Consider the following 21,259-nt stretch of genomic DNA (forward strand, 5'->3'; position numbering starts at 1 on the left):
GCTCTCAGAGCTGGGCCGTCACGCCGCCGTCCACGTACAGGATGTGTCCGTTGACGAAGCGTGAGGCATCGCTGGCCAGGAAGATCGCCGCGCCCGTCAGGTCCTCGAGTTCGCCCCAGCGCCTGGAGGGCGTGCGGCCGACCAGCCAGTCGGAGAACGCGGCATCGTCCACCAGCGCCTGGTTCAGTTCGGTCCTGAAGTAGCCCGGCCCCAGGCCGTTGACCTGGATGCCGTGGCGGCCCCAGTCGATGGCCATGCCCTTGGTGAGCATCTTCACGGCGCCCTTGCTGGCGGTGTAGGGCGCGATGCCCGGGCGGCCCAGCTCGCTCTGCACCGAGCAGACGTTGACGATCTTGCCGCGCCCGCGCGCGATCATGTGGCGCGCCACGGCCTGGCCGACCAGGAACACGCTGTCCACGTTGGTCTTCATGATCTCGTGCCAGTGCGCCTGCTCGAACTGGTCGAGCGGGCCGCGGCGTTGCATGCCGGCGTTGTTGACGAGGATGTCGATGGCGCCGTGCTCGGCCTCGATGCGGTCGACGGCGGCGCGCACGGCCTCGCCCGCGGTCACGTCGAACGCGGCCGTCAGCACCTCCAGGCCCGCGTGCCGCAGCACCTGCGCCGCCCGCTCGAGCTTGTCGGCGTTGCGCGCATTGAGCACCACGCGCGCACCGGCGCCGGCCAGGCCGCGTGCCAGCGCCAGGCCGATGCCGGTGCTGGAACCGGTGACGAGGGCCAGGCGGCCCGTGAGGTCGAACTGCGCAAGTGCGGGGCGGGCGGGGCCGTGGGCCATGGGGTGCATCTCCTTCAGGGGTTGGGCGCAAGCTGCTGCAGCACGGCGTCGCGCTGGGCCTCTAGCGGCAGCAGCGCATCGACGCGGACCACGCCGGGCTCGCCGACCGGCGACTCCAGTGCCGCAAACTGGTTGGCCACCAGCTGGGCCGGAAAGAAGTGGCCCTGGCGCGCACCCACGCGCGCCTGGGCCTCGGCCTGGCTGATGTCGACGAAGACGAACTGCAGGCCGGGCACATGGCTGCGCAGCAGGTCGCGGTAGCGGCGCTTCAAGGCCGAGCAGGTCAGCACCACGCTGGCCGCGTTGTCGTCGCGCACGCGCTGGCCGAGCTGTTCCAGCCAGGGCCAGCGGTCCTCGTCGGTCAGCGCGATGCCCTGCGCCATCTTGGCCCGGTTGGCCGGCGGGTGGTGGTCGTCGCCCTCGATCAACGCCCCGCCCAGCGTCTGCGCCAGTGCGGCGCCCAGCGAGGACTTGCCGCAACCCGACACCCCCATCACCACCAGCTTCATGGCCATCCCGGTCTCCTGTCGCTTCGCATCACGTGCCGTGTTCTGCCGTCACAAGTTGACAAAGTTTGCAGCATGCCGATGCGTATCATTCTCAATTGGATGTGGCGGGAGACCCCGCCAGCGCAGTGCGCCAGGCGCCTGCCCATCCGCCTACTACGCCGATTGTGCAGGCGGGCCGCAGGCCCACCTGGGCGCAGCCATGCCCGGCTGCCGGCTGCTCTTGTTGTTCGATCTGGAGGATCCATGTCCACGTTTCGTTTTCCGCTCACGGCGACCGCCGTGGCCGCCGGCATGCTGCTGGCCCACCATGCCGCGGCCCAGACCGCCGAGAACGCCGGGCAGCTCGACGCCATCACCGTGACGGCCGGCGGCTACGAGCAGAGCGTCAAGGATGCGCCGGCCTCCATCAGCGTCATCACCGCGGCCGAGATCGCCAAGAAGTCCTACACCGATGTGACCGACGTGCTCAAGAACATCCCGGGCGTGCACATCCAGGGCGGCGGCGTGGAGCAGTCCGTGATGATCCGCGGCATGGGCGCGGACTACACGCTGTTCCTCGTGGACGGCCGCCCGCAGCAGGACAACCAGGCCTTCGGCCTGAACGGCGCGCAGGCCGGCACGCCGATCAACTTCCTGCCGCCGCTGGACGCGATCGAGCGCATCGAGGTGGTGCGCGGCCCGGCCTCCTCGCTGTACGGCTCGGACGCCATCGGCGGGGTCGTCAACATCATCACCAAGAAGGTGGACAACCGGCTCGGCGGCAGCGTGACCACCGAGTACATCCACCCGGGCGCCGGCAACGACGTGACCAACGCCGGCTGGCAGACCAGCCTGGCGCTGAACGTGCCGATCAAGCAGGACGTGCTGTCGCTGCAACTGACCGGCGCTCTGCGCAACCAGAAGGAAGCCGACTTCGTGGGCGGCAGCGACAGCGCCGCGGCCGACCCCAGATTCAAGCGCGGGAACCTGGGCGCCAAGCTCGGCTTCAGGCTCGATGCGCGCAACACCTTCACGCTGGGCGGCGGGCGCAGCACGCAGGAACGCTGGCACCACCCCGGCAAGAGCCTGGCCGCGGACGACGAGGCCAGCTACAGCAAGTCCGTGCGCGACAACTTCTTCGTCACCCACGAGGGCCGCTACCAGGACATGCTGTGGGAGAGCTACATCAACTACGACACCTCGGAGAACCCGACGCGCGTCAACGCCACCACGGGCAACGGCATCGATTTCGACACCCTGACCGCCAACACCCAGGCCACCTTCTTCCTGGGCAGGCACACGGTCACAGCCGGCCTGAACCTCAAGAACGAAAAACTGCAGGACGGTTCGACCAACGGCCTGAACCTGCCTGGCATCGTGGTGCCCACCGACGTGGTGACCATGGAGCGCAAGCAGAAGGCCGTGTTCGTGGAGGACAACTGGCAGCTGACCGACGACCTGGCCCTGCTGCTGTCGGGCCGCTACGACCACAGCGACACCTACGGCGGCAAGTTCAGCCCCAAGGTCTATTCGGTCTACAACCTGACGCCCCTGCTGGCGCTCAAGGGCGGCATGACCACGGGCTACAAGACGCCCAGCCTGCGCTCGGCCGCCACCGACTTCGGCAGCACCTCCATGGGCGGCGTGATCATCGGCAACCCCAACCTCAAGCCCGAGACCACGCGCAACTTCGAGATCGGCCTGAACTACGGCAACCGGCAGACCGGCGTGTCGGGCAGTCTCACGGCCTACAAGAGCCGGTTCAAGGACAAGCTGCTGCGCACCGGCCGCATCTGCGCGCAGAACGTGGTCTGCGAATGGGGTGGCGTGACCTATCCGGCCCACCAGTTCGGCTACACCACGATGACCAACGTGGACTCGGCCGAGCTGCAGGGCGTGGAATGGACGCTGGACTGGAAGATCAACCGCGACCTGACCTGGCGCCACAGCTACACCTATGCCGAGTCGGAGCAGACCTCGGGCACCAACGCCGGCAAGCCGCTCAACGACATCCCCGAGCACATGTTCAACGTCTCGCTGGACTGGCGCGCTGCCGCCCAGTGGAACCTGTGGACGCAGCTGAACTACCGCGGCAAGACCTCGGGCCGGACCACCAATGCCAGCGGCTCGGCCACCAACGACGTGCGCTACCCGGCCTACACCTTCCTGGACCTGGGCGCGGTGTATGACGTCACCAAGGACGTGAAGCTGCGCTTCGGCGTCTACAACCTGACCAACAAGACCGTGACGCCTGAGGACGGCTTCGCCTACGTGCTGGACGGCCGGCGCTACAGCGTCGCCCTCAACGTGCGCTTCTGATGGCGCAGCGCGCCGACGGCTACACCACCGACGTCGACTACCCGGCCTTCTTCTACAAGGAGATGCAGCCGGTGTGGCTGGCCTGCGTGGCGCGCCTGCTGGGGTTCGGCGCGCCCGATGTGGCGCGGCCCTTCCGCTATGGCGAGCTGGGCTGCGGCGTGGGCATCAACCTGCTGGTGGCGGCGGCCTGCCATCCGCAGGCCGCGTTCGTCGGCGTGGATGCCAACGAACGGCACCTGCGCATCGCGCGCGAGGCAGCGCAGGCGGCGGGCCTGGCGAACGTCACGTTCGTCCATAGCGGCTTCACCGAGTTCGCGGCCAGCCGGCCCGTGCCCTTCGACTTCCTGGCCACGCACGGCGTGTGGTCCTGGATCGCGCCGCAGCACCGCGCCGGCCTGCTGGCCTGCGTGCAGGCGCAGCTGGCGCCCGGCGGCCTGTTCTACCTGCACTACATGTGCCACCCGGGCTCCACCGACCTGCAGGAGCTGCAGCAGGTGCTGAACCTGTTCGCGCCGCATGTGCCGGGCGACTCGGCCCGGCAGCTGCAGATGGGCCTGAAGCTGCTGCGCCAGCTGGCCGAGCGCGGCATGTTCGCGGACCGGCCCGGCGTGCTGCGGCACCTGTCGGTGCTGGAAACCAAGGACCCGAGGCATCTGGCCCACGAGTTCCTGACCGACCACTGGCAGCCCCAGCATGGCGTCGATGTGCACAGGCAGGTCGGCGCGCTGGGACTGGATTACCTGGGCAGCGCGGATGTCTTCAACAACCTGGACGTGGCGCTGTCCATCCCAGGGCAGCTGCAGGCCGTGGTGCGGCAGACGCAGATCCCGGCCCTGGCCGAGACGCTCAAGGACATGGCGCGCAACAGCCACCAGCGCATGGACCTGTTCCAGCGCGGCGCCCGGCCGCTGGGGCAGGAGGCGCACACCGCGCAGCTGGGCGCCACGCTGTTCCAGGCCATGCCCGGTGCCCCGGCCGGCGGGCCGGTGGCGTTCAGCACGCCCATCGGCGCGGTCGAGGTGCCGCAGGCGCTCGTCAGCGCGCTGCTGCAGCGGCTGGGGGCCAGTCCTGCCTCATTCGCCGAACTGGCGCGGCTGCCGGCCTTCGCCGGCCAGCCCGCGGTGCTGCTGCAGATCCTGCAGCTCCTGCTGATGCAGGAGCTGGTGCATCCGGTCCAGGCGGCAGCCGGAAACGGTCAGGCACTGACGCAATGGTTCGCGCGCAAGGGCATCGCCTTGCGCGTTCTGGAAGACAGCGGCACGGCCGTGCGCACCGGCGCCGCGCAACACAGGAGGAATTCCCATGCACATTGACAACATGCACCGCCGCCTGGCGCTGGGCGGCATCGCCGGCGCCTGCGCGCTGCTGCTCACACCCGCGGCGCTGGCGCAGGCCCTGGTCGCCGAACATGCGCGCGGCAGCACCAGCTTGCCGGCCCGGCCGCGCCGCGTGGCCGTCTATGACCTCGCGGCGCTGGACCTGCTGCAGGCGCTGGGCGTGGAGGTGGCGGGCGTGCCCAAGGCGCGCATGCCGACGCATCTGGCCGGCTACGAGGCCGAACGCTACGCCAGGATCGGCACGCTGTTCGAGCCGGACTACGCTGCGTTGAAGGCCCTGCAGCCCGACCTCATCATTTGCGGCAGCCGCTCGGCGAACAAGTTCAAAGAACTCAGCGCGGTGGCGCCGACCATCGACCTGTCGACCAGCACGGCGTCGTTCCTTGTGAGCGTCACGCGCAACCTGCTGCTGCTGGGCCGGCTGTTCGACCGCCAGGCCCAGGCGGCGGCGCGTGCCGAGCAAATGCTGACGGCCGTGGCCGGCCTGCAGGCACGCGCAGCCAAGGCCGGCAAGGGGCTGCTGCTGTTCGTGGCCGGGCAGGGTGCCTCGGCGCAGGCGCCGCAGACGCGCTTCGGCATCCTGTACGAACTGGTCGGCATCGCGCCGGCGGTCAGCGCGGTCGATCTGCCCGCGGCGGCTCCGCGCGGCCAGGCGGCACCGGACGAGGCCGAACGCCAGCGCCAGGCCGAGCAGCGCGCCGCGCAGCTGGCCAGCCTGCTGGCGCAGCGCAACCCCGACTGGCTGTTCGTGCTGGACCGCAACGCCGCCACCGGTGGCCAGGCCGTGGCCGAGCAGCTGCTGGCCGGCAACGCCGCGGTGACCGGCACCACGGCCTGGCGCAAACAGCATGTGGTGCACCTGAACGCGCCCGACTGGTACCTCGTGGGCGGTGGCGTCACGGTGATCGATAAGACCGTGGCGCAGATCGGCGCGGCGTTCGACCGGGCCGGCTGATCGGGCGCACACCGTCTCAGGGCAAGCTGACCGTGGCGCGCAACCCGCCCTCGGGCCGGTTGGCCAGCGCCACCTCGCCGCCGTGGGCGCGCACGCAGGAGCGCGCGATCGACAGGCCCAGGCCCACACCGCCGCCCTGGTGGTTGCGGGCCGGGTCCAGCTGGAAGAAGGGCTCGAACACCTGTTCCAGCAGGCCAGGGTCCAGGCCCGGGCCCGCGTCGTCCACCGTGATGCGCACGCCACCCGCGGCCGCGAGGCCCAGGCGCGCCTGCCGGCCGTGGCGCACGGCGTTGTCCACGAGGTTGGCCACGGCGCGCTTGAGGCTCACGGGCCGGGCACGGTAGGGCAGGGCGGGTCCGTCTTCCAACGCCACATCGTGGCCCAGCGCGTGCTGTTCCTGCACCACCTGCTGCAGCAGTTCGCGCAGGTCGACTGCGCGCGTGGGCTCGCTGGCCGCATCGTCCTGCGCGAAGTCCAGCGTCTGCTCCACCATCACGCGCATCTCGTCCAGCGTGCGCACCATGGCCGCGCGCTGCTCGGCGTCGTCCACGAGTTCGGCGCGCAGCCGCAGCGCCGTGAGCGGGGTGCGGAAGTCGTGGCTCACGGCGGCCAGCAGCTGGGTGCGGTGGTCGATGAAGCGCGTGAGCTTGTCCTGCATGAGGTTGAACGCGGACGAGACCTCGCGCGCCTCGCGCGGGCCGACCAGCGGCAGTGGCGCGATGCGCTCGCCGCGGCTCACGCGCTCGGCCGCATCGGCCAGCGCCTTGATCGGCCGCAGCATGCGCCAGACGAAGAACAGCACGATGGCCAGCACCGGCAGGGTGCTGGTGGGCAGCGAGAAGCGCAGCAACCGCCACCACTGGTAGCCGGCCAGCGGCAGCTGGCGCGCATGCAGCCAGCGCCCGTCGGGCAGGCGCACGGCCGATTCCAGCGTCAGGATGGACCAGCCCAGCTCGACCTCGAAGGCCGCGAAGGCCCCGCCGGGCGGCACGTCCAGCACCACGCGGATCGCATCCGCAGGCACATGGGGCAGCTTGGCCGCCAGCGCGCGCAGCATGCGCTCCTCCTCGGCCGAGGGCAGGTGGTCGTGCGCCACCGGCGGCTGCGCGTCGAGCCAGAAGCGCCCGCTCGGCGTGCTGAGCGTGTCCAGCACCTCCTGCACATCCTCGGCATCGGTCAGCTGCAGCACGCGCCAGGTGATGGCCAGGCGCTCCAGCACGCGGTCGCGCGCGACCGGGTTGAGCACCTGGGCGTTGTACTGCAGCGCCACGATGGCCAGCACATGGGTGGCCAACAGGCCCAGCAGCAGCAGGGCGGCGAGCTGGCCCGCCATGCTGCGCGGCCACGGCTTCATGCGCGCGCGCTGACGTTGGCGACGAAGATGTAGCCGTTGCCCCAGGCGGTCTTGATCAGCGCGGGCTTGCGCGGGTCGGCCTCGAGCTTCTGGCGCAGCCGGCTGATCTGCTTGTCGATGCTGCGGTCGAACACGCTTTGCTCGCCGCGCTGGGTGAGGTCCAGCAGGCGCTCGCGGCTCAGCACCTCGTTGGCGTGCTGCACCAGCACCAGCAGCAGCTGGAATTCCACCTCGCTGAGCGGCACGTCCTGGCCGGCCCGGTCGCGCAGTTCGCGCCGCGCCACGTCGAAGGTCCAGCCATCGAAGACCAGGCCGCTGCTGCGCGGGGCCGGCAGCACAGTGCGCGCCTGGCGCCGCAGCACGGCGTGGATGCGGGCCAGCAGTTCGCTGGGCTCGAAGGGCTTGACCACGTAGTCGTCGGCGCCGGTCTGCAGGCCGGTCACGCGGTCGTTCAGCGCGGCGCGCGCCGTCAGCAGGATGACTGGCAGGCCCAGCGTTCCGCCGATGGCGCGGCACAGGTCCAGGCCGCTGGCGTCGGGCAGCATGATGTCGAGCACGACCAGGTCGAAGGGGCTGGCCGCCAGCTGGGCGTGCATGGCGGCCGCACTGCCGGCCGTGGCGACCTGCAGGCCGCAGCGGCGCAGGTAGGTGGCCAGCGGCACGCGGATGTCCTCATGGTCGTCGACCACGAGCACGCGCACCGCGGCTTCGGCAGGCGCCTGGCCAGCCGCAGCATCTCCCGGCGTGCCGGCATGGTCGAACATCGTGCAGATTCCGTGACAATAAGAATGGTTCTCATCATTCTACGGGTCATGCTGCTGTGCACCATTCCTAGACGAAGGCCCAGGTCTTTCCGTTGAAGCGCTGCAGCTTCATGTACTCGACCACGCGGTAATCGGTCGGGCTGGTGCTGATCAGGCTGCCGGGCAGCAGCGCGGGGTTGCGCCAGTCCTTGAGGTTGGCGGCCTGGCGCATGATGTTCTCGCGCGTGAGGTCGTCGCCGCACTGGCGCAGCACCTGCTCCAGCGTGAGCGCAATCGCCCAGCCCATGATGTACAGCGCGTCGTTGAGGTCGGCGTCGGGCTGGTACTTCTTCATCGTGGCGATGAAGGGCGCCAGGTCCGGGTCGTTCGCCCACTGCGGGTCGGTGATGTCCTTGATGAACCCGGCCGTGCGCACCTTGGTGGCGTTGTCCAGGCCCGCGGGCGCCAGCGTGGCGCTGACCGAGGCCGAGCCCAGGTGCAGGTAGATGTCGGGCTGCCAGCGCAGGTCGGCGGCCTTGCGGATGCTTTGGGCCGCATGGCGCGCGTAGGCGAACAGCATCAGCGTGTCCGCGCCTTTCTCCTTGATCGTGATGAGCTGCGAGTCCACCGTCGGGTCGGTGGCCTGGAAGCTCTGTGCCGAGACGATCTGTTTGGCCTTGTCGCCCAGGCCGTCCGTCAGGCCGGCCAGCAGCTCCTTGCCGAAGTCGTCGTCCTGGTAGAGCACGCCGATCCTGGCGTCCGGCCGCTCGGCGAGGATGCTGCGCGCGTAGAAGCGGGCCTCGGCCCGCAGCGTGGGCTGCCAGCCCATGGTCCAGGGGTATTGCTCCGGCTGGGCGAAGGTGTCGGAGCCCGCGGAGATGAACAGCTGCGGCACCTTCTTCTGGTTCAGGTAGCGGCGCGTGCCCACATTCACGGCCGTGCCCAGCACGCCGAAGATCAGCGCCACCTCGTCCTGCTCGACCAGCTTGCGCGTGAGCTCCACCGCCTTGGGCGGTGCGTAGCCGTCATCCAGCGAGAGGAAGTTGATCTTGCGGCCGTTGATGCCGCCGTTGTCGTTGAGGAACTTGAAGTGCGCGGCCTCGGCGCGGCCCAGCTGCGCATAGGCCGAGGCCGGGCCGCTGTAGGGCAGGGTCTGGCCGATGCGGATCTCGGTGTCGCTGGTGCCGGGGCCGTACTTCTTGGCCTGGGCCCGGCCCGCCAGCGGCGCGGCGGCGAGCGCGAACACCAGGGCGCGGCGCTGGATGGGGTGGTGCATGTCGTCTCCGGTGTTGTTGGGAGCGGCCACGGTAGTGACCGCCACCCGGAGACGGCATCGTCGGAAGCGACTATTTTTCGCGCGTGCGGCCAGCGTCTTCCTTGCGTACGATGCGCAGCCACGGAGGTGCATGCGCATGGACATCGACGACCAGGATCTGTACGCGGTGCTCGACCCCATCCGATGGGTGGCGGACATGGGCGATTTCGCGGCGGCGTCGGCCGAGTCGCTCGGCCGCCTGCTGGGTGCCGGCAAGGCGGTGTTCATCGACCGTGGAACGGGCGGCACGGCGCCGTCGCCGGACGACGTGCATTTCCTGCACTGGCCGGGTTGGGCCAAGCAGCACTACTGCGAGCACGTGCGCCGACGCGACCCGATCGGACGCTGGCTGGCTGCAGTGCAGGCCCGGCGCGCTGGCGATGTCGCGCGGCTGTCGGACCTGGTACCGCCCGGCCAGATGGTGCGCACGCGCTACTTCCGCGAGCTGATGCAGCCCAGCGATGCCGGCCATGTGCTCACGCTGGCGGTGCGCCAGGGCGCGGCGGTGGCCGGAGCGCTGAGCCTCGTGCGCGGCGCCGATGCACCTGATTTCGGCCCGCGCGAGCATGCGCTGGCCCAGTCGCTCGCACCGTTGCTCGGCCTGGCCTATGGCATTGCGCTGGAGCGTGCCGGCCGTGGCCTGGCCGGCGGGCAGCAGGCCCGCAATGCGGATTGCGGTCCGGACTGTGGTGTGATGGCCGGGCTCACGCCGCGAGAGCGTGAGGTGGCTGCGCTGGTGGCCGCCGGCCACCCCAACAAGGAGATCGCCCGGCGGCTGTGCACCAGCCACTGGACCGTGAAGAACCAGCTGCGCGCCATCTTCTCCAAGCTGGACGTGCACAGCCGCACCGGCCTGTGCGCGCGCCTGGGGCGTGCCGGCGCGCCTTGATTCAGGCCAGCTCCATCAACTGTTCGGCCGCCTGCATGCCGGACCAGTGCGACTGGCCCACGGTGCTGTTGCTCAAGTAGTCGCCGCAGAACACCACGCGTTCCAGCTGGCCCAGCGCCTGGAAGCGCTGCAGCCCGGCAATGTAACCCTTGGGCCGCTTGCAGATGGCATCGGGCTGGCGCGAGATGAAGCTGTCCAGCACCCGCGTGGTGGCCAGCTCGGGCAGCACGTCCACCACGTCGCGCCAGGCGATGTCCAGCAGTTCGGCGTCGCTGGCGCCTGCGTGCCGGCGGCAGCCCCAGTCTTTCCATTGCGAGTGCGCGAAGGTCTTGCCGTTGCCCATGTCGGTGAACCGCAGGTTGCCGGTGCGCTTGAAGCCATCCGCCGCGGGCAGCACATAGGTGTCCAGCAGTTCGCCCTTGGGGCGGTCGAGCAGGTAGTAGACGATGTGGTGGCCGGCATAGTCCACGCTGTCGAAGAAGGCGCGGCGTGCATCGTCCAGCTCGGGCATCAGGCCGGCGACGTGGTTGCCCGGCACCGCCATCACCACGGCGTCGCCCGTCACGGTGCCGGCATCGGTTTCGATGCGCACGCCCTGGCCTTGCGGGTGCACGCTGCGCACCGCCTGGCCCAGCCGCAGGTCGCAACCCGGGTCCTGGCGCAGGTGCTCGCCCAGCGCCCAGGTCAGCCGGCCGGCACCGCGCTCCTTGAAGCTCCAGATGTTCTTGGCGCCCCATGACAGCCGGCCCGACGAACTCCAGACCGTCCAGGCCAGCGAGAAATCGTCCTCGCCGTAGCCGCAGAACATGCCCATGCAGGGCTCCAGAAAATAGTCGACGAAGGTGGGCGAGTAGCGGCGGAAGTACGCGCAGGCATTCACGTCGTCGAAGGCGGCAGCGCTGGTGATGTCGCGCGGGTCGCCCGCGATCACCTGCCTGGCCAACGCCGGGATGGTGGCCAGCAGCCTCGCCTTCTCGCCGAACGGGATGAACGGGTGGCGCGCCGCGCCCAGAAGGTCGAACGAGCCGAAGTGAACCGCCTGCTTGCGCTTGACCCACACGTTCCATTGGTGCGCCGCCGTCAGGTCGGCCAGCTGGTCGGGCTGGTGGATGCCGAGCTTCTTGGCTTGTTCGGTCAGGTTGGTCTCGGATCCCAGGAAGGCGAAAGCGCCCGTCACGGCCCACACGCCGTTCCACAGTACCGAGCGGCAGCGGCCACCGACTTCGGTGTCTTTCTCCAGCAGCACCACCGCGTGCCCGGCCTCGCGCAGGCGAAACGCCGCGCCCAGGCCTGCGATGCCCCCTCCGACCACGATCACGCGCATGCTGCTGTCCTTCCCGTTGGCGATGGGGCATCGTAGGGTCGCGGTGCCTGCGGTTCCATGGCACCGATGGGCTATGGCGCGCGCGCCGTTGCCCCGGCATGCTGGTGGCCTGGCACGCCGATCTCGGCGCCGCCAGTCGCATCCAACGATCCCATCCAGGACGAACGCCATGAGCCCTGCCACCGAATCCCTGCGCGTCGACGGCCACCGCCTGTGGCGCAGCCTGATGGACCTGGCCGCCATCGGCGCCACGCCCAAGGGCGGCGTTTGCCGCCTGGCGCTGTCCGACCTGGACCGCGAGGGCCGCGCGCTGGTGACCGGCTGGGCGCGCGAGGCCGGCATGACCGTCACCGTCGACCAGATCGGCAACACGTTCATGCGGCGTGCAGGCCGCGACAACGCGTTGCCGCCCGTCGTGACCGGTAGCCACATCGACACCCAGCCCACGGGCGGCAAGTTCGACGGCAACTACGGGGTGCTGGCCGGGTTGGAGGTGGTGCGCCGCCTGAATGAACTGGGCATCCAGACCGAGGCGCCGGTCGAGGTCGTGTTCTGGACCAACGAGGAAGGCTCGCGCTTCGTGCCGGTGATGATGGGCTCGGGCGTGTTCGCGGGTGCCATCGCGCTGGAGAAGGCGCACGCGGCGCGCGACACGGACGGGCGCAGCGTGCGCGAGGAACTCCTGCGCATCGGCGCCCTGGGCGACGAGGAACCCGGCGCACGCCCCATGGGGACCTACTTCGAGGTCCACATCGAGCAGGGGCCGGTGCTCGAACAGCACGGCATTCCCATCGGCGTGGTGCTGGGCACGCTGGGCGTGCGCTGGTTCGACTGCACCGTCACGGGCATGGAGGCGCATGCCGGCCCCACGCCCATGGCGGTGCGCCGCGATGCGTTGCAGGGCGCCGCGGCGCTGATGCAGGAGGTGGTTGCCATCGCCGCCCTCCATCCGCCGCACGGCCGCGGCACCGTGGGCATGGTGCAGGTGTTCCCGAACAGCCGCAACGTGATCCCGGGGCAGGTGAAGTTCTCGGTGGACCTGCGCAACGCCAGCGACGCTCTGCTGGACGCCATGGCGCAGGACATGCGCGACGGTGCCGCACGCCTGGCCGCGGCCACGGGCCTGCAGGTGGTGCTGGAGCCGGTATCCAGCTACCCGGCCCAGCCCTTCGATGCCGGTTGTATCGATGCGGTGGAGCGCGCAGCGCAGGCGCTTGGCCATGCCAGCCTGCGCCTGGTCTCGGGCGCCGGGCACGACGCCGTGTACACGGCACGGCGGGCGCCCACGGGCATGGTGTTCATCCCCTGCAAAGACGGCATCAGCCACAACGAGGCAGAGGACGCGCTGCCCGCGCACGTGGCGGCCGGCGCCGACGTTCTGCTGCAGGTGGTGCTGGCCTACGCGGGGCGCGCCGCCTGAATCACCACTCGGCCGGCAGCCCCACGTAGTTCTCGGCCAGCGCGGTCGAGGCCGCGTGCGACTTCACGAGGTAGTCGAGCTCGGCTTCCTGGATCTTCTGGCCGAAGGCGCCGGTGTCGGGGAAGCGGTGCATGAGCGAGGTGAACCACCAGGAGAAGCGCTCGGCCTTCCAGACGCGGCGCAGGCAGGTGGCGGAGTAGTGGTCGATGCCGCTCGTGCTTTTGTCGGCATAGAACTCACGCAGCGCATGCCAGAGGTAGCCCACGTCCGAGGCCGCCAGGTTCAGGCCCTTGGCTCCCGTGGGCGGCACGATGTGGGCCGCATCGCCGGCCAGGAACAGCCGGCCGAAGCGCATGGGCTCGGCCACGAAGCTGCGCAGCGGCGCGATGCTCTTCTCCAGCGACGGGCCGGTGACGAGCTGCTCGGCGGCCTCGGGGTCGAGCCGGCTGCGCAGCTCGTTCCAGAAGGCCTCGTCGCTCCAGTCCTCGGCCTTCTCGGTCAGGTTGCACTGCACGTAGTAGCGGCTGCGTGTGGCGCTGCGCTGGCTGCACAGCGCGAAGCCGCGCTCGGTGTTGGCGTAGATCAGCTCGTGCGAGACCGGCGGCACATCGGCCAGGATGCCGAGCCAGCCGAAGGGGTAGACCTTCTCGTACTCCGTGATCGCGCCGGCCGGCACGCTCTGGCGGCTGATGCCGTGGTAGCCGTCGCAACCGGCGATGAAGTCGCATTGCAGGGTCTGGCGCTGGCCGTCCTCTGTCCAGCTCACGCTGGGGCTGGCGCCGTCGAAGTCGTGCAGCTGCACGTCGGCAGCCTGGTAGATGGTCGTGAGGCCGGCGGCGGCGCGCGCCTCCATGAGGTCGCGCGTGACCTCGGTCTGGCCGTACACCACCACGCGTTTGCCGCCCGACAGTCCATGCAGGTCGATGCGGTGGCGCTGGCCCTTGAACAGCAGTTCGATGCCGTCGTGCGGCAGGCCTTCGGCGCGCGCCCGCTGGTCCACGCCGGCAGCCGCCAGCAGGTCCATGGTGATCTGCTCCAGCACGCCAGCGCGGATGCGCCCCAGCACGTAGTCGCCGCTCTGGCGCTCCAGGATCACGTTGTCGATGCCGGCCTGGTGCAGCAGCTGGCCGAGCAGAAGGCCGGAAGGGCCGGCGCCGATGATGGCGACTTGGGTGCGCATGGGGTGTCTCCGCGGGTCAAAAAAAGGGATGCCGCGAGCGTAGGGCGCCGACGCGCCGCGTGGGGTGGCAGGTGCGCGCCGTTGTGCGATCATCGGCCTGCCTGCGCGATGATCGCGCAGTTCTGCGAGATGCCGGAGGGATTGCATGACCATTGCCAAAGCAGACCTCATCGAAGGCATGGCCAAGGGCATGGCCGTGCTGGAGAGCTTCGACACCGAGCGCCAGCGGCTCAACGCCACGCTGGCGGCCCAGCGTGCCGGCATCACGCGCGCCGCAGCGCGGCGCCACCTGCTGACGCTGGCGCACCTGGGCTACCTGGAAACCGACGGCAGCCACTTCTGGCTGGCACCCAAGGTGCTGCGCTTTTCGGGCAGCTACCTGGCCTCGGCGCGGCTGCCGCGTGCGATCCAGCCCACGCTGAACCGGCTCGCGGCGCAGACGGGCGAATCCTTCTCGGCCGTGGTGCGCGACGGTGACGAGGTCGTCATCGTGGCGCGCAGCGGCACCTTGCGCATGCTGGCCTACGGCCTGCACCTGGGGGCGCGGCTGCCGCTGCATGCCACCTCCACGGGGCGGGTGCTGCTGGCGGCCGAGACACGCACCGCCTTCGCGGACTGGATGAAGGGCAGGGCGCTGGCCCGGCTGACGGTGCACACGGCCACGGACACCAGGCGCTTTCGCGAACTCATCGCCGAGGTGCGCCGTCTCGACTACTGCGTGGCCATCGAAGAGCACGAGCTCGGCGTGCACGCGCTGGCGGTGCCGCTGCGCAACATGCAGGGCCGCACGGTGGCGGCGCTCAACGTGGTGGCCTCGCCTGCGCGCACCGGGCGCGAGGCCATGGAGCGCGAGCTGCTGCCGGCCATGCTGGATGCGGCGCGTGAGTTGCGCGGGCTGTTGTAGCCCCGCTTGTTGGCTTGATGCGGGTCAAGCTACGATGGCCGCCGCCAACTCTTGCGCGGGGCACACCATGACAACCACGAGATCGCTGCTGGCCTGCGTGCTCGCCTGCTGCATGGCTTGGCTCGCAGGCTGTGCCGCGCTGCCCGCACGCCAGCCACCACCACCGGCCTACGCCTTGGCCGACGTGGGCGCCGCGACCCTGGCGCGCGTGGCCGCGGCCAGCACACCGGCCGATGCGGCCGGCAGGTCGGGCCTGCGCATGCTGCCCGAAGGCCCGTTCTCGCTCGATGCCCGGCTGGCCCTGGCCGCCGCAGCGCAGAAGTCGCTGGACCTGCAGTACTACCAGCTGCAGAGCGACAGCGTGGGTTTCATGCTGTTGCGCGCTGCGCGCGACGCGGCAGCGCGCGGCGTGCGCGTGCGCCTGCTGGTCGACGACTTCTACACCGCGGGGCAGGACGAGCTGTTCAGCACGCTGGCCGCCTACCCGAACGTGCAGGTGCGGCTGTTCAACCCGCTGCCCGAGCGCAAGGGTAGCTTCGTGGGCCGCTTCATCGGCTCCGCCGCGGTGTTCTCGCGCATCAACCACCGCATGCACAACAAGCTGTTCATCGCAGACAACAGCATCTCGGTGGCCGGCGGCCGCAACATCGGCGACGAATACTTCATGCAGAGCGAGACGGCCAACTTCATCGACGCCGATGTGCTGGCCACGGGACCCGTGGTGCGCGAGCAGTCGGCTGCCTTCGACCTGTACTGGAACAGCGCCCATGTCTGGCCCATCGAGCAGGTGGTGCCGCCCTTGCTGGCGCCCGAGGACGCACGCCGGCGTTTCGACGAGATTGCCGGCCCGCAGGGACCGCCGGTTCCGGTCCGCGCGCACGACGTGCTGGGCAAGACCTCCGTGCACCAGCAACTGGCCGAGGGCCGGCTCGACCTGATGTTCGCCAAGGCGACGGTGCTGGTCGACCAGCCCGACAAGATCACGCGCACGACCCCGGCCGAACAGTTCGACGGCAGCGTCACGCAGCATGTGATGGAGCTGATGGACACGGCACGCACGCAGGTGCTGATCATCTCGCCGTACTTCATTCCGGGCCGGCGCGGCATGGAGCGGCTGGGCCGCGCTGTGGGCAACGGTGTCAAGGTCACCATCTACACCAACTCGCTGAGCTCCACCGACGAGCCGCTGGTCTACCTGGGCTACGCCCGCTATCGCGACGACCTGCTCAAGCTCGGTTTCGAGATCTACGAGGTGGCACCGCACCGCGGCGCCAGCACCAACCTGGGCGCCTTCGGCACTTCGATCTCGCGCCTGCACGCCAAGATCTCGGTGGTGGACGACGACCGCATCTTCGTCGGCTCGATGAACCTGGACAGCCGCTCGGCCCGCATCAACACCGAGATCGGTCTCATCGTCGAAAGCGCCGAGGTGGTGCGCGAGTTCCGCCGGCTGATCCCGGCGCGCGGCTTCCAGTCGGCCTACCGGCTGCGGCTGTCCGACAGCGGCCGGGTGGAGTGGCTGGAGCCGCGCGAGGACGGCGGCTTCACCGTGCACCACGACAACCCCGGCACCAACTGGATCGCCGAGTTCTGGAACTGGTTCAACGCGTTGTTCGTCGGCGAGGAACAGCTCTAGCGTCTCAACGGGCCGCCATGGCCATGTAGTCCACCGTCAGGTGCGACAGCGTGCGCACCCCGACCAGCAGGCTGGCCTCGTCGACGAAGAAGCGCGGCGAGTGGTTGGGCTCGGCCTTGGCCGCATCCTTGCCCGGCGGCGTGGCGCCGATGAACACGAACAGGCCCGGCACGGCCTGGGCGAAGAACGAGAAGTCTTCGCCGCCCGTGCTCTTGGGCACGATGCCGGCGCGCGCACCGGGCACGCGCTGCAGGCTGGGTGCCATCTTCTCGGTCAGCGCGGGGTCGTTCACGGTGGGCGCGTAGCCGTCGGGCTCGAAGTGCACATGGGCCTGGCCGCCACCGCTCTGTGCGATCAGCGATGCCGTCTCGCCCATGCGCTGCATGATGAACTTGCGCATGTCCTCGTCGTAGGTGCGCAGCGTGCCGCTCATCTTCACCTCGTCGGGGATGATGTTGTAGCGCGTGCCGCCGTTGATCGTGCCCACGCTGAGCACCGAGGGTTCCTGGGTCACGTTGACCTGGCGGCTCTCGATGGTCTGAAAGCCCAGCACGATCTGCGAGGCCAGCACGATGGGGTCGATGCCCGACCAGGGCTGCGAGCCGTGCGTCTGGCGGCCCTTGACGTCGACCTTGAAAGCGTCCGAGCCGGCCAGGATGGGGCCGGCCTTGTAGCCGATGGTGCCGGTGTTGCCGCCCGACATCAGGTGCAGGCCGAACACCACTTCCGGCTTGGGCGCATCGAAGGCGCCTTCGGCCAGCATGCGGCGCGAACCGCCGATCTCGCCGTTCGGCAGCTTCTCCTCGGCCGGCTGGAACAGGAGCTTGACGGTGCCGGGCAACTGCTCCTTCATGGAGGCCAGCACCTCGGCCACGCCCATCAGGATGGCGACATGGCCGTCGTGGCCGCAGGCGTGCATCACGTCGACTTCCTTGCCGTCCCAGACGGCGCGGGCCTTGGAGGCGAAGGGCAGGTCGACCTGCTCCTTGACGGGCAGCGCATCCATGTCGGCGCGCAGCGCCACCACGGGGCCGGGTCGGCCGCCCTTGAGCGTGGCGACCAGGCCGGTCACGGCCACGCCCTCGCGCACCGTGAAGCCCAGCCGCTTGAGGTGGGCCGCGACCAGGGCCGCGGTGCGCTTTTCCTGGTTGCCGAGCTCAGGGTGTTCGTGGATGTCGCGGCGCCAGGCGATGACCTGCTGCTCGATGGCCTGCGAGCGCTGCGCGATCAGCGGGTACAGGGCCTGGGCGGCGGCCGGCGGCGGCGGAGTCTGGGCCGCGGCGCAGAGCGACAGCGTGGCGAGCAGTGCCGGCAGCAGCCGGCGGGCGGGCAGTGAAAGGGCGTTGGTCATCGGAGGGCGTGGACAGGAGGAGAAGGGCGCGAGCTTAGGCGGCGCTACGATAGGCGTCCAATCCAATATCGATGCTTTGATAAGCATTGCCTATCGATGACCAGCCCGCCCACCTCCGGCCCCGTGCTGCACGAACGCCTGTTGGCGCGGCTGCGGCTGCGGCACCTGAAGCTCGTCGATGCGCTGGCCAGCCACGCCCACCTGCGCCGCGCTGCGCAAGCAGTGCACATCAGCCAGCCGGCCGCCACGCAGCTGCTGCGCGAGCTGGAGGACCTGCTGGGCCTGCCGCTGTTCGAGCGCCATGCGCGCGGCATGCGCATCACCGAGGCCGGCCGCGTGCTGGCCCGCCATGCACGCGTGGCGATCGAGGCGCTGGCCAGCACGGCCGAGGCACTCGCGCAGCAGGCTGCCGGGCAGCAGCGGCCGCTGCGCGTGGGCGCGATCCTGGGCGCGCTGTCCAGCGTGCTGCGGCCTGCGCTGCCGGTCTTGCGCACCCAGCACCCCGCGCTGCGGCTGGCGATCGAGGAGGCCAGCATCGAACGCCTGCTGGCCGGCCTGCAGGGCGGCGCGCTCGACCTGGTGCTGCTGCGCCGCCCCGCACCCGTGCCCGAGGGCTGCCGCTTCGAGCCGCTGCGGCCCGACCGCATGGTCGTGCTGGCCGGCGCCGGCCACCCCTGGACGGGCCGCAAGCGCCTGCGCCTGCGCGACCTGGCGCAGGCGCGCTGGGTGCTGCCGCCTCCGCACTTCGCGGTGCGCCAGGTGCTGGATGCCGCCTTCGCCCTGGAAGGCGCCCAGCCCCAGGCCCATGCCATCCAGGTGCTGGTGCCGGAACTGCTGCCCGTGGTGCTGGCCGAGCCGGGCGTACTGGCGCCCGTGCCGCACAGCGCGCTGGACCGGCTGGAAGGCGCCAGCGTGGAGGTGCTGCCGCTGGCGCTGGACGCACCGCTGGAGCCGCTGGGCATGCTCTACCGCGACGCCGACCTCGGTGCGGCGCTGGCGCCGCTGGACCAGCTCGTGCAGTTCCTGCGCGACCTGGGGGCCGGGCAAGGCGCAGCCTGAATGCCCGCCGGGCCGGTGGCCGGCCCGCACGTGCGGCAGGCTAGGAGCGTTCTTGGAGCGCCGCGCCGGCGTCCGCGCCTGCACGCGCGCCCGCGCCCAAACCGGCGAAAGCGCAGCGCCGCCGGCCGGCCTGCTTGGCCTCGTACATGGCGGCGTCGGCCGCGGCCAGGAGTTCCTGCTCGGCCGTACCGACCGTAGCGCTCAGCGCCACGCCGATGCTGCAGCCCACCGTGACCAGCGCCCCGCCGTCGAGCGCGATCGGTTGTTCTATGGCGTCCATGCAGCGCAGCAGCACCGGATGGACGTCCTGCGCGCTGGCCACGCCGGACAGGATCCAGGCGAACTCGTCGCCGCCCAGCCGGGCCACCGTGTCGTTGGCGCGCAGTTCGTTGTGCAGGCGCAAGCCCACCGCGCGCAGCACCGCGTCGCCGGCCTCGTGGCCGTGGTGGTCGTTCACCGGCTTGAAGCCGTCCAGGTCCATGTAGCAGACCGCGAAGCCCTCGCCGGAGCGCTGCGCCTGGGCCGCGCTGCGCCGCAGCTGGTCCTCGAACAGGCGGCGGTTGGCCAGCCCTGTCAGCGCATCGTGCAGGGCCTGGTGCTGGGCCCGCTGCTCGCTGTGCTTGAGCCCGTCGATGTCGACGATCATCCAGATGGATTCGGTGTCGCTGAGCGCGGCGCCGCTGAGGTCGACCCACAGCGCGCCGCCCGCGCGGGTCTGCACCCTGAGCTGGGTGCGGAAGTGCCCGGCGCTGCGCAGCGCCGGCCCGGCCTCGCGCCAGGTCTCCTCGAAGGCCGCGTCGCTCGGGTACAGGATGCGGGTGGATTGGCCTGGCAAGCTGGCTGGGGCATGGCCGAGCAGGCGCTCCATTGCGCGGTTGGCCCACAGGATCCTGCGGTCCTGCACCCGCACCATGCCGACCATGTCGTTGTCCAGGATCAGGTTCTGCTGCCGGGCCAGGCGCGACGCATAGGTGCTGATCGCGAACTGGCGTCTGTGCTGCAGCAGCATGAAGCCGAACACCGCGACGACCAGGCCGAAGGTGGCGCCGGCGATGGCCCAGTGCCGCCGCGCGCTGCTGGCCCAGGGCGTGAGGTAGTTCTCCGCGCTGAAGCCGACGAGCACGGTCAGCGGATAGCCCGCGACACGGCGGTAGGCGGTGATGCGTTCGACATGGTCGAGCGCGGTGGGCGTGATGTACGCGCCGGCGTCGCGCCGCTGTGCGAACGCGCGCTGGAGTTCCGCCGAGACTTCGCGCCCGCCCAGCCCACGCGTGGATGCCGGCTCGGCCGCCGAGTGGCGGGCCGCCAGGGCCAGTGTGTCGGTGCGCAGCGAGACAGCACCGCTCTCACCGATCGACATCTGGGCGAACAGGCGCTGGAAATGGCTGGAGAGCAGCACCGCATAGACGATGCCGCCGAACTCCCCGGACTGCGAATGCAGCCGCAGCGCCACCACGATGCCCCACTCCTGGGTGACCCGGCTGAACAGCGGTTCGGAGATGACATGGCGGGGCGATTGGCGGGCCTGCGCGAAGTAGGCCCGGTCGCCGACGGCGACCGGCGGGCCGCCCGGCGGGAGCCCGGCCACGACCGCGCCCGACGCGTCCGTGGCGCGCAGCGCGCTGGCGAAGGGGATCAGTGCGTGCTGCTCCTCGATGGCAGAGCGCAGCCGTTCGGCCACAGGCCGCGTGTCGGTGCGGTGGCGGTAGTCCAGTGCAATGGTGGTCAAGGCGTTCTCGACGAGGCGCAATTCGGACGCGATCTCGATACCCAGGCCGTGGGCCAGGTTGCCGGCGGCATCGCGGGCGCGCGCCAGGTCGCTCTGGCGGGCGGCATCCAGGCTCGCCCAGGTGGCGGCGAACAAGGCCATCCCGATCAGCACGGCGCCGCCAATGGTCCACGACGCGGTTTGCCAAAGGGGCCGCGTCGGCATCCGTACCAGCCTGTCTACCACGGTCGATTTCCTCTTCGCACGGTACGAGGACAGCGAACAGGCTCCCGAACGAGCGAATGCACCCCTGAAACGGCATGCGGCCGCACGTTCTGGCCTCTCACGCGCAGACGGCTTGACCGCTGCGCGATCAACTTTATCCGCAAAATGATGGAGGAATGGCTCCCCAAGGCCTTGCATTCGCTTGCACATCTTTGGCGCCGGTTGGCGAGCAGACCGGCGCCGTGCGACGGCTGCGCAG

The 21,259-nt window shown here is 70.3% G+C and carries 17 protein-coding genes; 8 read left to right on the forward strand and 9 right to left on the reverse strand.

Annotation, left to right across the window (positions count from 1 at the left end; genetic code table 11):
* Nucleotides 1-4: 4 nt before the first annotated feature.
* On the reverse strand, nucleotides 5-793 hold the full coding sequence (locus ACSQ4M_RS21420; protein WP_436191436.1) for a glucose 1-dehydrogenase: 789 nt from the start codon (nucleotides 791-793) through the stop codon (nucleotides 5-7).
* Nucleotides 794-807: 14 nt separating this feature from the next.
* Nucleotides 808-1,308, reverse strand: a complete 501-nt coding sequence (locus ACSQ4M_RS21425; RefSeq protein ID WP_436191437.1) for a gluconokinase — start codon at nucleotides 1,306-1,308, stop codon at nucleotides 808-810.
* Nucleotides 1,309-1,545: 237 nt separating this feature from the next.
* On the opposite strand from ACSQ4M_RS21425, the gene ACSQ4M_RS21430 reads away from it, so the two are divergent.
* Genes ACSQ4M_RS21430 through ACSQ4M_RS21440 form a run of 3 tightly spaced genes read left to right on the forward strand, consistent with a single transcriptional unit; the run spans nucleotide 1,546 to nucleotide 5,892 of the window.
* The gene (locus ACSQ4M_RS21430; RefSeq protein WP_436191438.1) at nucleotides 1,546-3,600 is read left to right on the forward strand and encodes a TonB-dependent receptor domain-containing protein; all 2,055 of its coding nucleotides are present in this window, start codon (nucleotides 1,546-1,548) and stop codon (nucleotides 3,598-3,600) included.
* Complete coding sequence (locus tag ACSQ4M_RS21435) at nucleotides 3,600-4,913, forward strand: methyltransferase regulatory domain-containing protein (protein WP_436191439.1); 1,314 nt, start codon at nucleotides 3,600-3,602, stop codon at nucleotides 4,911-4,913. The genes ACSQ4M_RS21430 and ACSQ4M_RS21435 overlap by 1 nt, the downstream gene beginning before the upstream one ends.
* Nucleotides 4,903-5,892: a siderophore ABC transporter substrate-binding protein gene (locus ACSQ4M_RS21440; RefSeq protein WP_436191440.1), complete on the forward strand. Its 990-nt coding sequence runs from the start codon at nucleotides 4,903-4,905 to the stop codon at nucleotides 5,890-5,892. Before ACSQ4M_RS21435 ends, ACSQ4M_RS21440 begins: the two co-directional genes overlap by 11 nt.
* Before the next feature lie 16 nt (nucleotides 5,893-5,908).
* Here the strand turns inward: ACSQ4M_RS21440 and ACSQ4M_RS21445 are convergent, their stop codons facing one another.
* The 3 genes from ACSQ4M_RS21445 to ACSQ4M_RS21455 all read right to left on the reverse strand — a co-directional run bounded on the left by ACSQ4M_RS21445 (nucleotide 5,909) and on the right by ACSQ4M_RS21455 (nucleotide 9,265).
* Nucleotides 5,909-7,246 (reverse strand): ATP-binding protein, encoded by a 1,338-nt coding sequence (locus ACSQ4M_RS21445; RefSeq protein ID WP_436191441.1) that lies wholly within the window; start codon nucleotides 7,244-7,246, stop codon nucleotides 5,909-5,911.
* Nucleotides 7,243-8,010 (reverse strand): response regulator, encoded by a 768-nt coding sequence (locus tag ACSQ4M_RS21450; RefSeq protein WP_436191442.1) that lies wholly within the window; start codon nucleotides 8,008-8,010, stop codon nucleotides 7,243-7,245. The genes ACSQ4M_RS21445 and ACSQ4M_RS21450 overlap by 4 nt, the downstream gene beginning before the upstream one ends.
* 67 nt (nucleotides 8,011-8,077) lie before the next feature.
* Nucleotides 8,078-9,265: an ABC transporter substrate-binding protein gene (locus ACSQ4M_RS21455; RefSeq protein ID WP_436191443.1), complete on the reverse strand. Its 1,188-nt coding sequence runs from the start codon at nucleotides 9,263-9,265 to the stop codon at nucleotides 8,078-8,080.
* Between the two features lie 136 nt (nucleotides 9,266-9,401).
* On the opposite strand from ACSQ4M_RS21455, the gene ACSQ4M_RS21460 reads away from it, so the two are divergent.
* Nucleotides 9,402-10,193 (forward strand): helix-turn-helix transcriptional regulator, encoded by a 792-nt coding sequence (locus ACSQ4M_RS21460; RefSeq protein WP_436191444.1) that lies wholly within the window; start codon nucleotides 9,402-9,404, stop codon nucleotides 10,191-10,193.
* A gap of 1 nt (nucleotide 10,194) precedes the next feature.
* Here ACSQ4M_RS21460 and ACSQ4M_RS21465 read toward each other — a convergent pair whose 3' ends face one another.
* The gene (locus ACSQ4M_RS21465) at nucleotides 10,195-11,517 is read right to left on the reverse strand and encodes a protoporphyrinogen/coproporphyrinogen oxidase (RefSeq protein ID WP_436191445.1); all 1,323 of its coding nucleotides are present in this window, start codon (nucleotides 11,515-11,517) and stop codon (nucleotides 10,195-10,197) included.
* Nucleotides 11,518-11,686: 169 nt separating this feature from the next.
* Here ACSQ4M_RS21465 and ACSQ4M_RS21470 point away from each other — a divergent pair, with 169 nt between their 5' ends.
* On the forward strand, nucleotides 11,687-12,937 hold the full coding sequence (locus ACSQ4M_RS21470; protein WP_436191446.1) for a Zn-dependent hydrolase: 1,251 nt from the start codon (nucleotides 11,687-11,689) through the stop codon (nucleotides 12,935-12,937).
* Nucleotide 12,938: 1 nt separating this feature from the next.
* Here the strand turns inward: ACSQ4M_RS21470 and pobA are convergent, their stop codons facing one another.
* The gene (gene pobA / locus ACSQ4M_RS21475; protein ID WP_436191447.1) at nucleotides 12,939-14,117 is read right to left on the reverse strand and encodes a 4-hydroxybenzoate 3-monooxygenase; all 1,179 of its coding nucleotides are present in this window, start codon (nucleotides 14,115-14,117) and stop codon (nucleotides 12,939-12,941) included.
* Between the two features lie 145 nt (nucleotides 14,118-14,262).
* Here pobA and ACSQ4M_RS21480 point away from each other — a divergent pair, with 145 nt between their 5' ends.
* Together ACSQ4M_RS21480 and ACSQ4M_RS21485 are read left to right on the forward strand one after the other, a co-directional pair.
* Nucleotides 14,263-15,021 carry an IclR family transcriptional regulator domain-containing protein gene (locus ACSQ4M_RS21480; protein WP_436191448.1) on the forward strand — a complete coding sequence of 253 codons (759 nt, stop codon included), beginning with the start codon at nucleotides 14,263-14,265 and terminating at the stop codon, nucleotides 15,019-15,021.
* Nucleotides 15,022-15,088: 67 nt separating this feature from the next.
* The gene (locus ACSQ4M_RS21485) at nucleotides 15,089-16,657 is read left to right on the forward strand and encodes a phospholipase D family protein (RefSeq protein ID WP_436191449.1); all 1,569 of its coding nucleotides are present in this window, start codon (nucleotides 15,089-15,091) and stop codon (nucleotides 16,655-16,657) included.
* A gap of 4 nt (nucleotides 16,658-16,661) precedes the next feature.
* Here ACSQ4M_RS21485 and ACSQ4M_RS21490 read toward each other — a convergent pair whose 3' ends face one another.
* Nucleotides 16,662-18,008, reverse strand: coding sequence for an amidohydrolase (locus ACSQ4M_RS21490; RefSeq protein ID WP_436191450.1), 1,347 nt, complete (start codon nucleotides 18,006-18,008; stop codon nucleotides 16,662-16,664).
* A 96-nt stretch (nucleotides 18,009-18,104) separates the two neighbouring features.
* Here ACSQ4M_RS21490 and ACSQ4M_RS21495 point away from each other — a divergent pair, with 96 nt between their 5' ends.
* Nucleotides 18,105-19,067 carry a LysR family transcriptional regulator gene (locus ACSQ4M_RS21495; RefSeq protein ID WP_436191451.1) on the forward strand — a complete coding sequence of 321 codons (963 nt, stop codon included), beginning with the start codon at nucleotides 18,105-18,107 and terminating at the stop codon, nucleotides 19,065-19,067.
* A 40-nt stretch (nucleotides 19,068-19,107) separates the two neighbouring features.
* Here the strand turns inward: ACSQ4M_RS21495 and ACSQ4M_RS21500 are convergent, their stop codons facing one another.
* Nucleotides 19,108-20,937: a diguanylate cyclase gene (locus ACSQ4M_RS21500; protein ID WP_436191452.1), complete on the reverse strand. Its 1,830-nt coding sequence runs from the start codon at nucleotides 20,935-20,937 to the stop codon at nucleotides 19,108-19,110.
* Between the last annotated feature and the right edge of the window lie 322 nt (nucleotides 20,938-21,259).

The organism is Pseudorhodoferax sp. LjRoot39 (assembly GCF_964253035.1).
Taxonomy (GTDB): domain Bacteria; phylum Pseudomonadota; class Gammaproteobacteria; order Burkholderiales; family Burkholderiaceae_C; genus Pseudorhodoferax.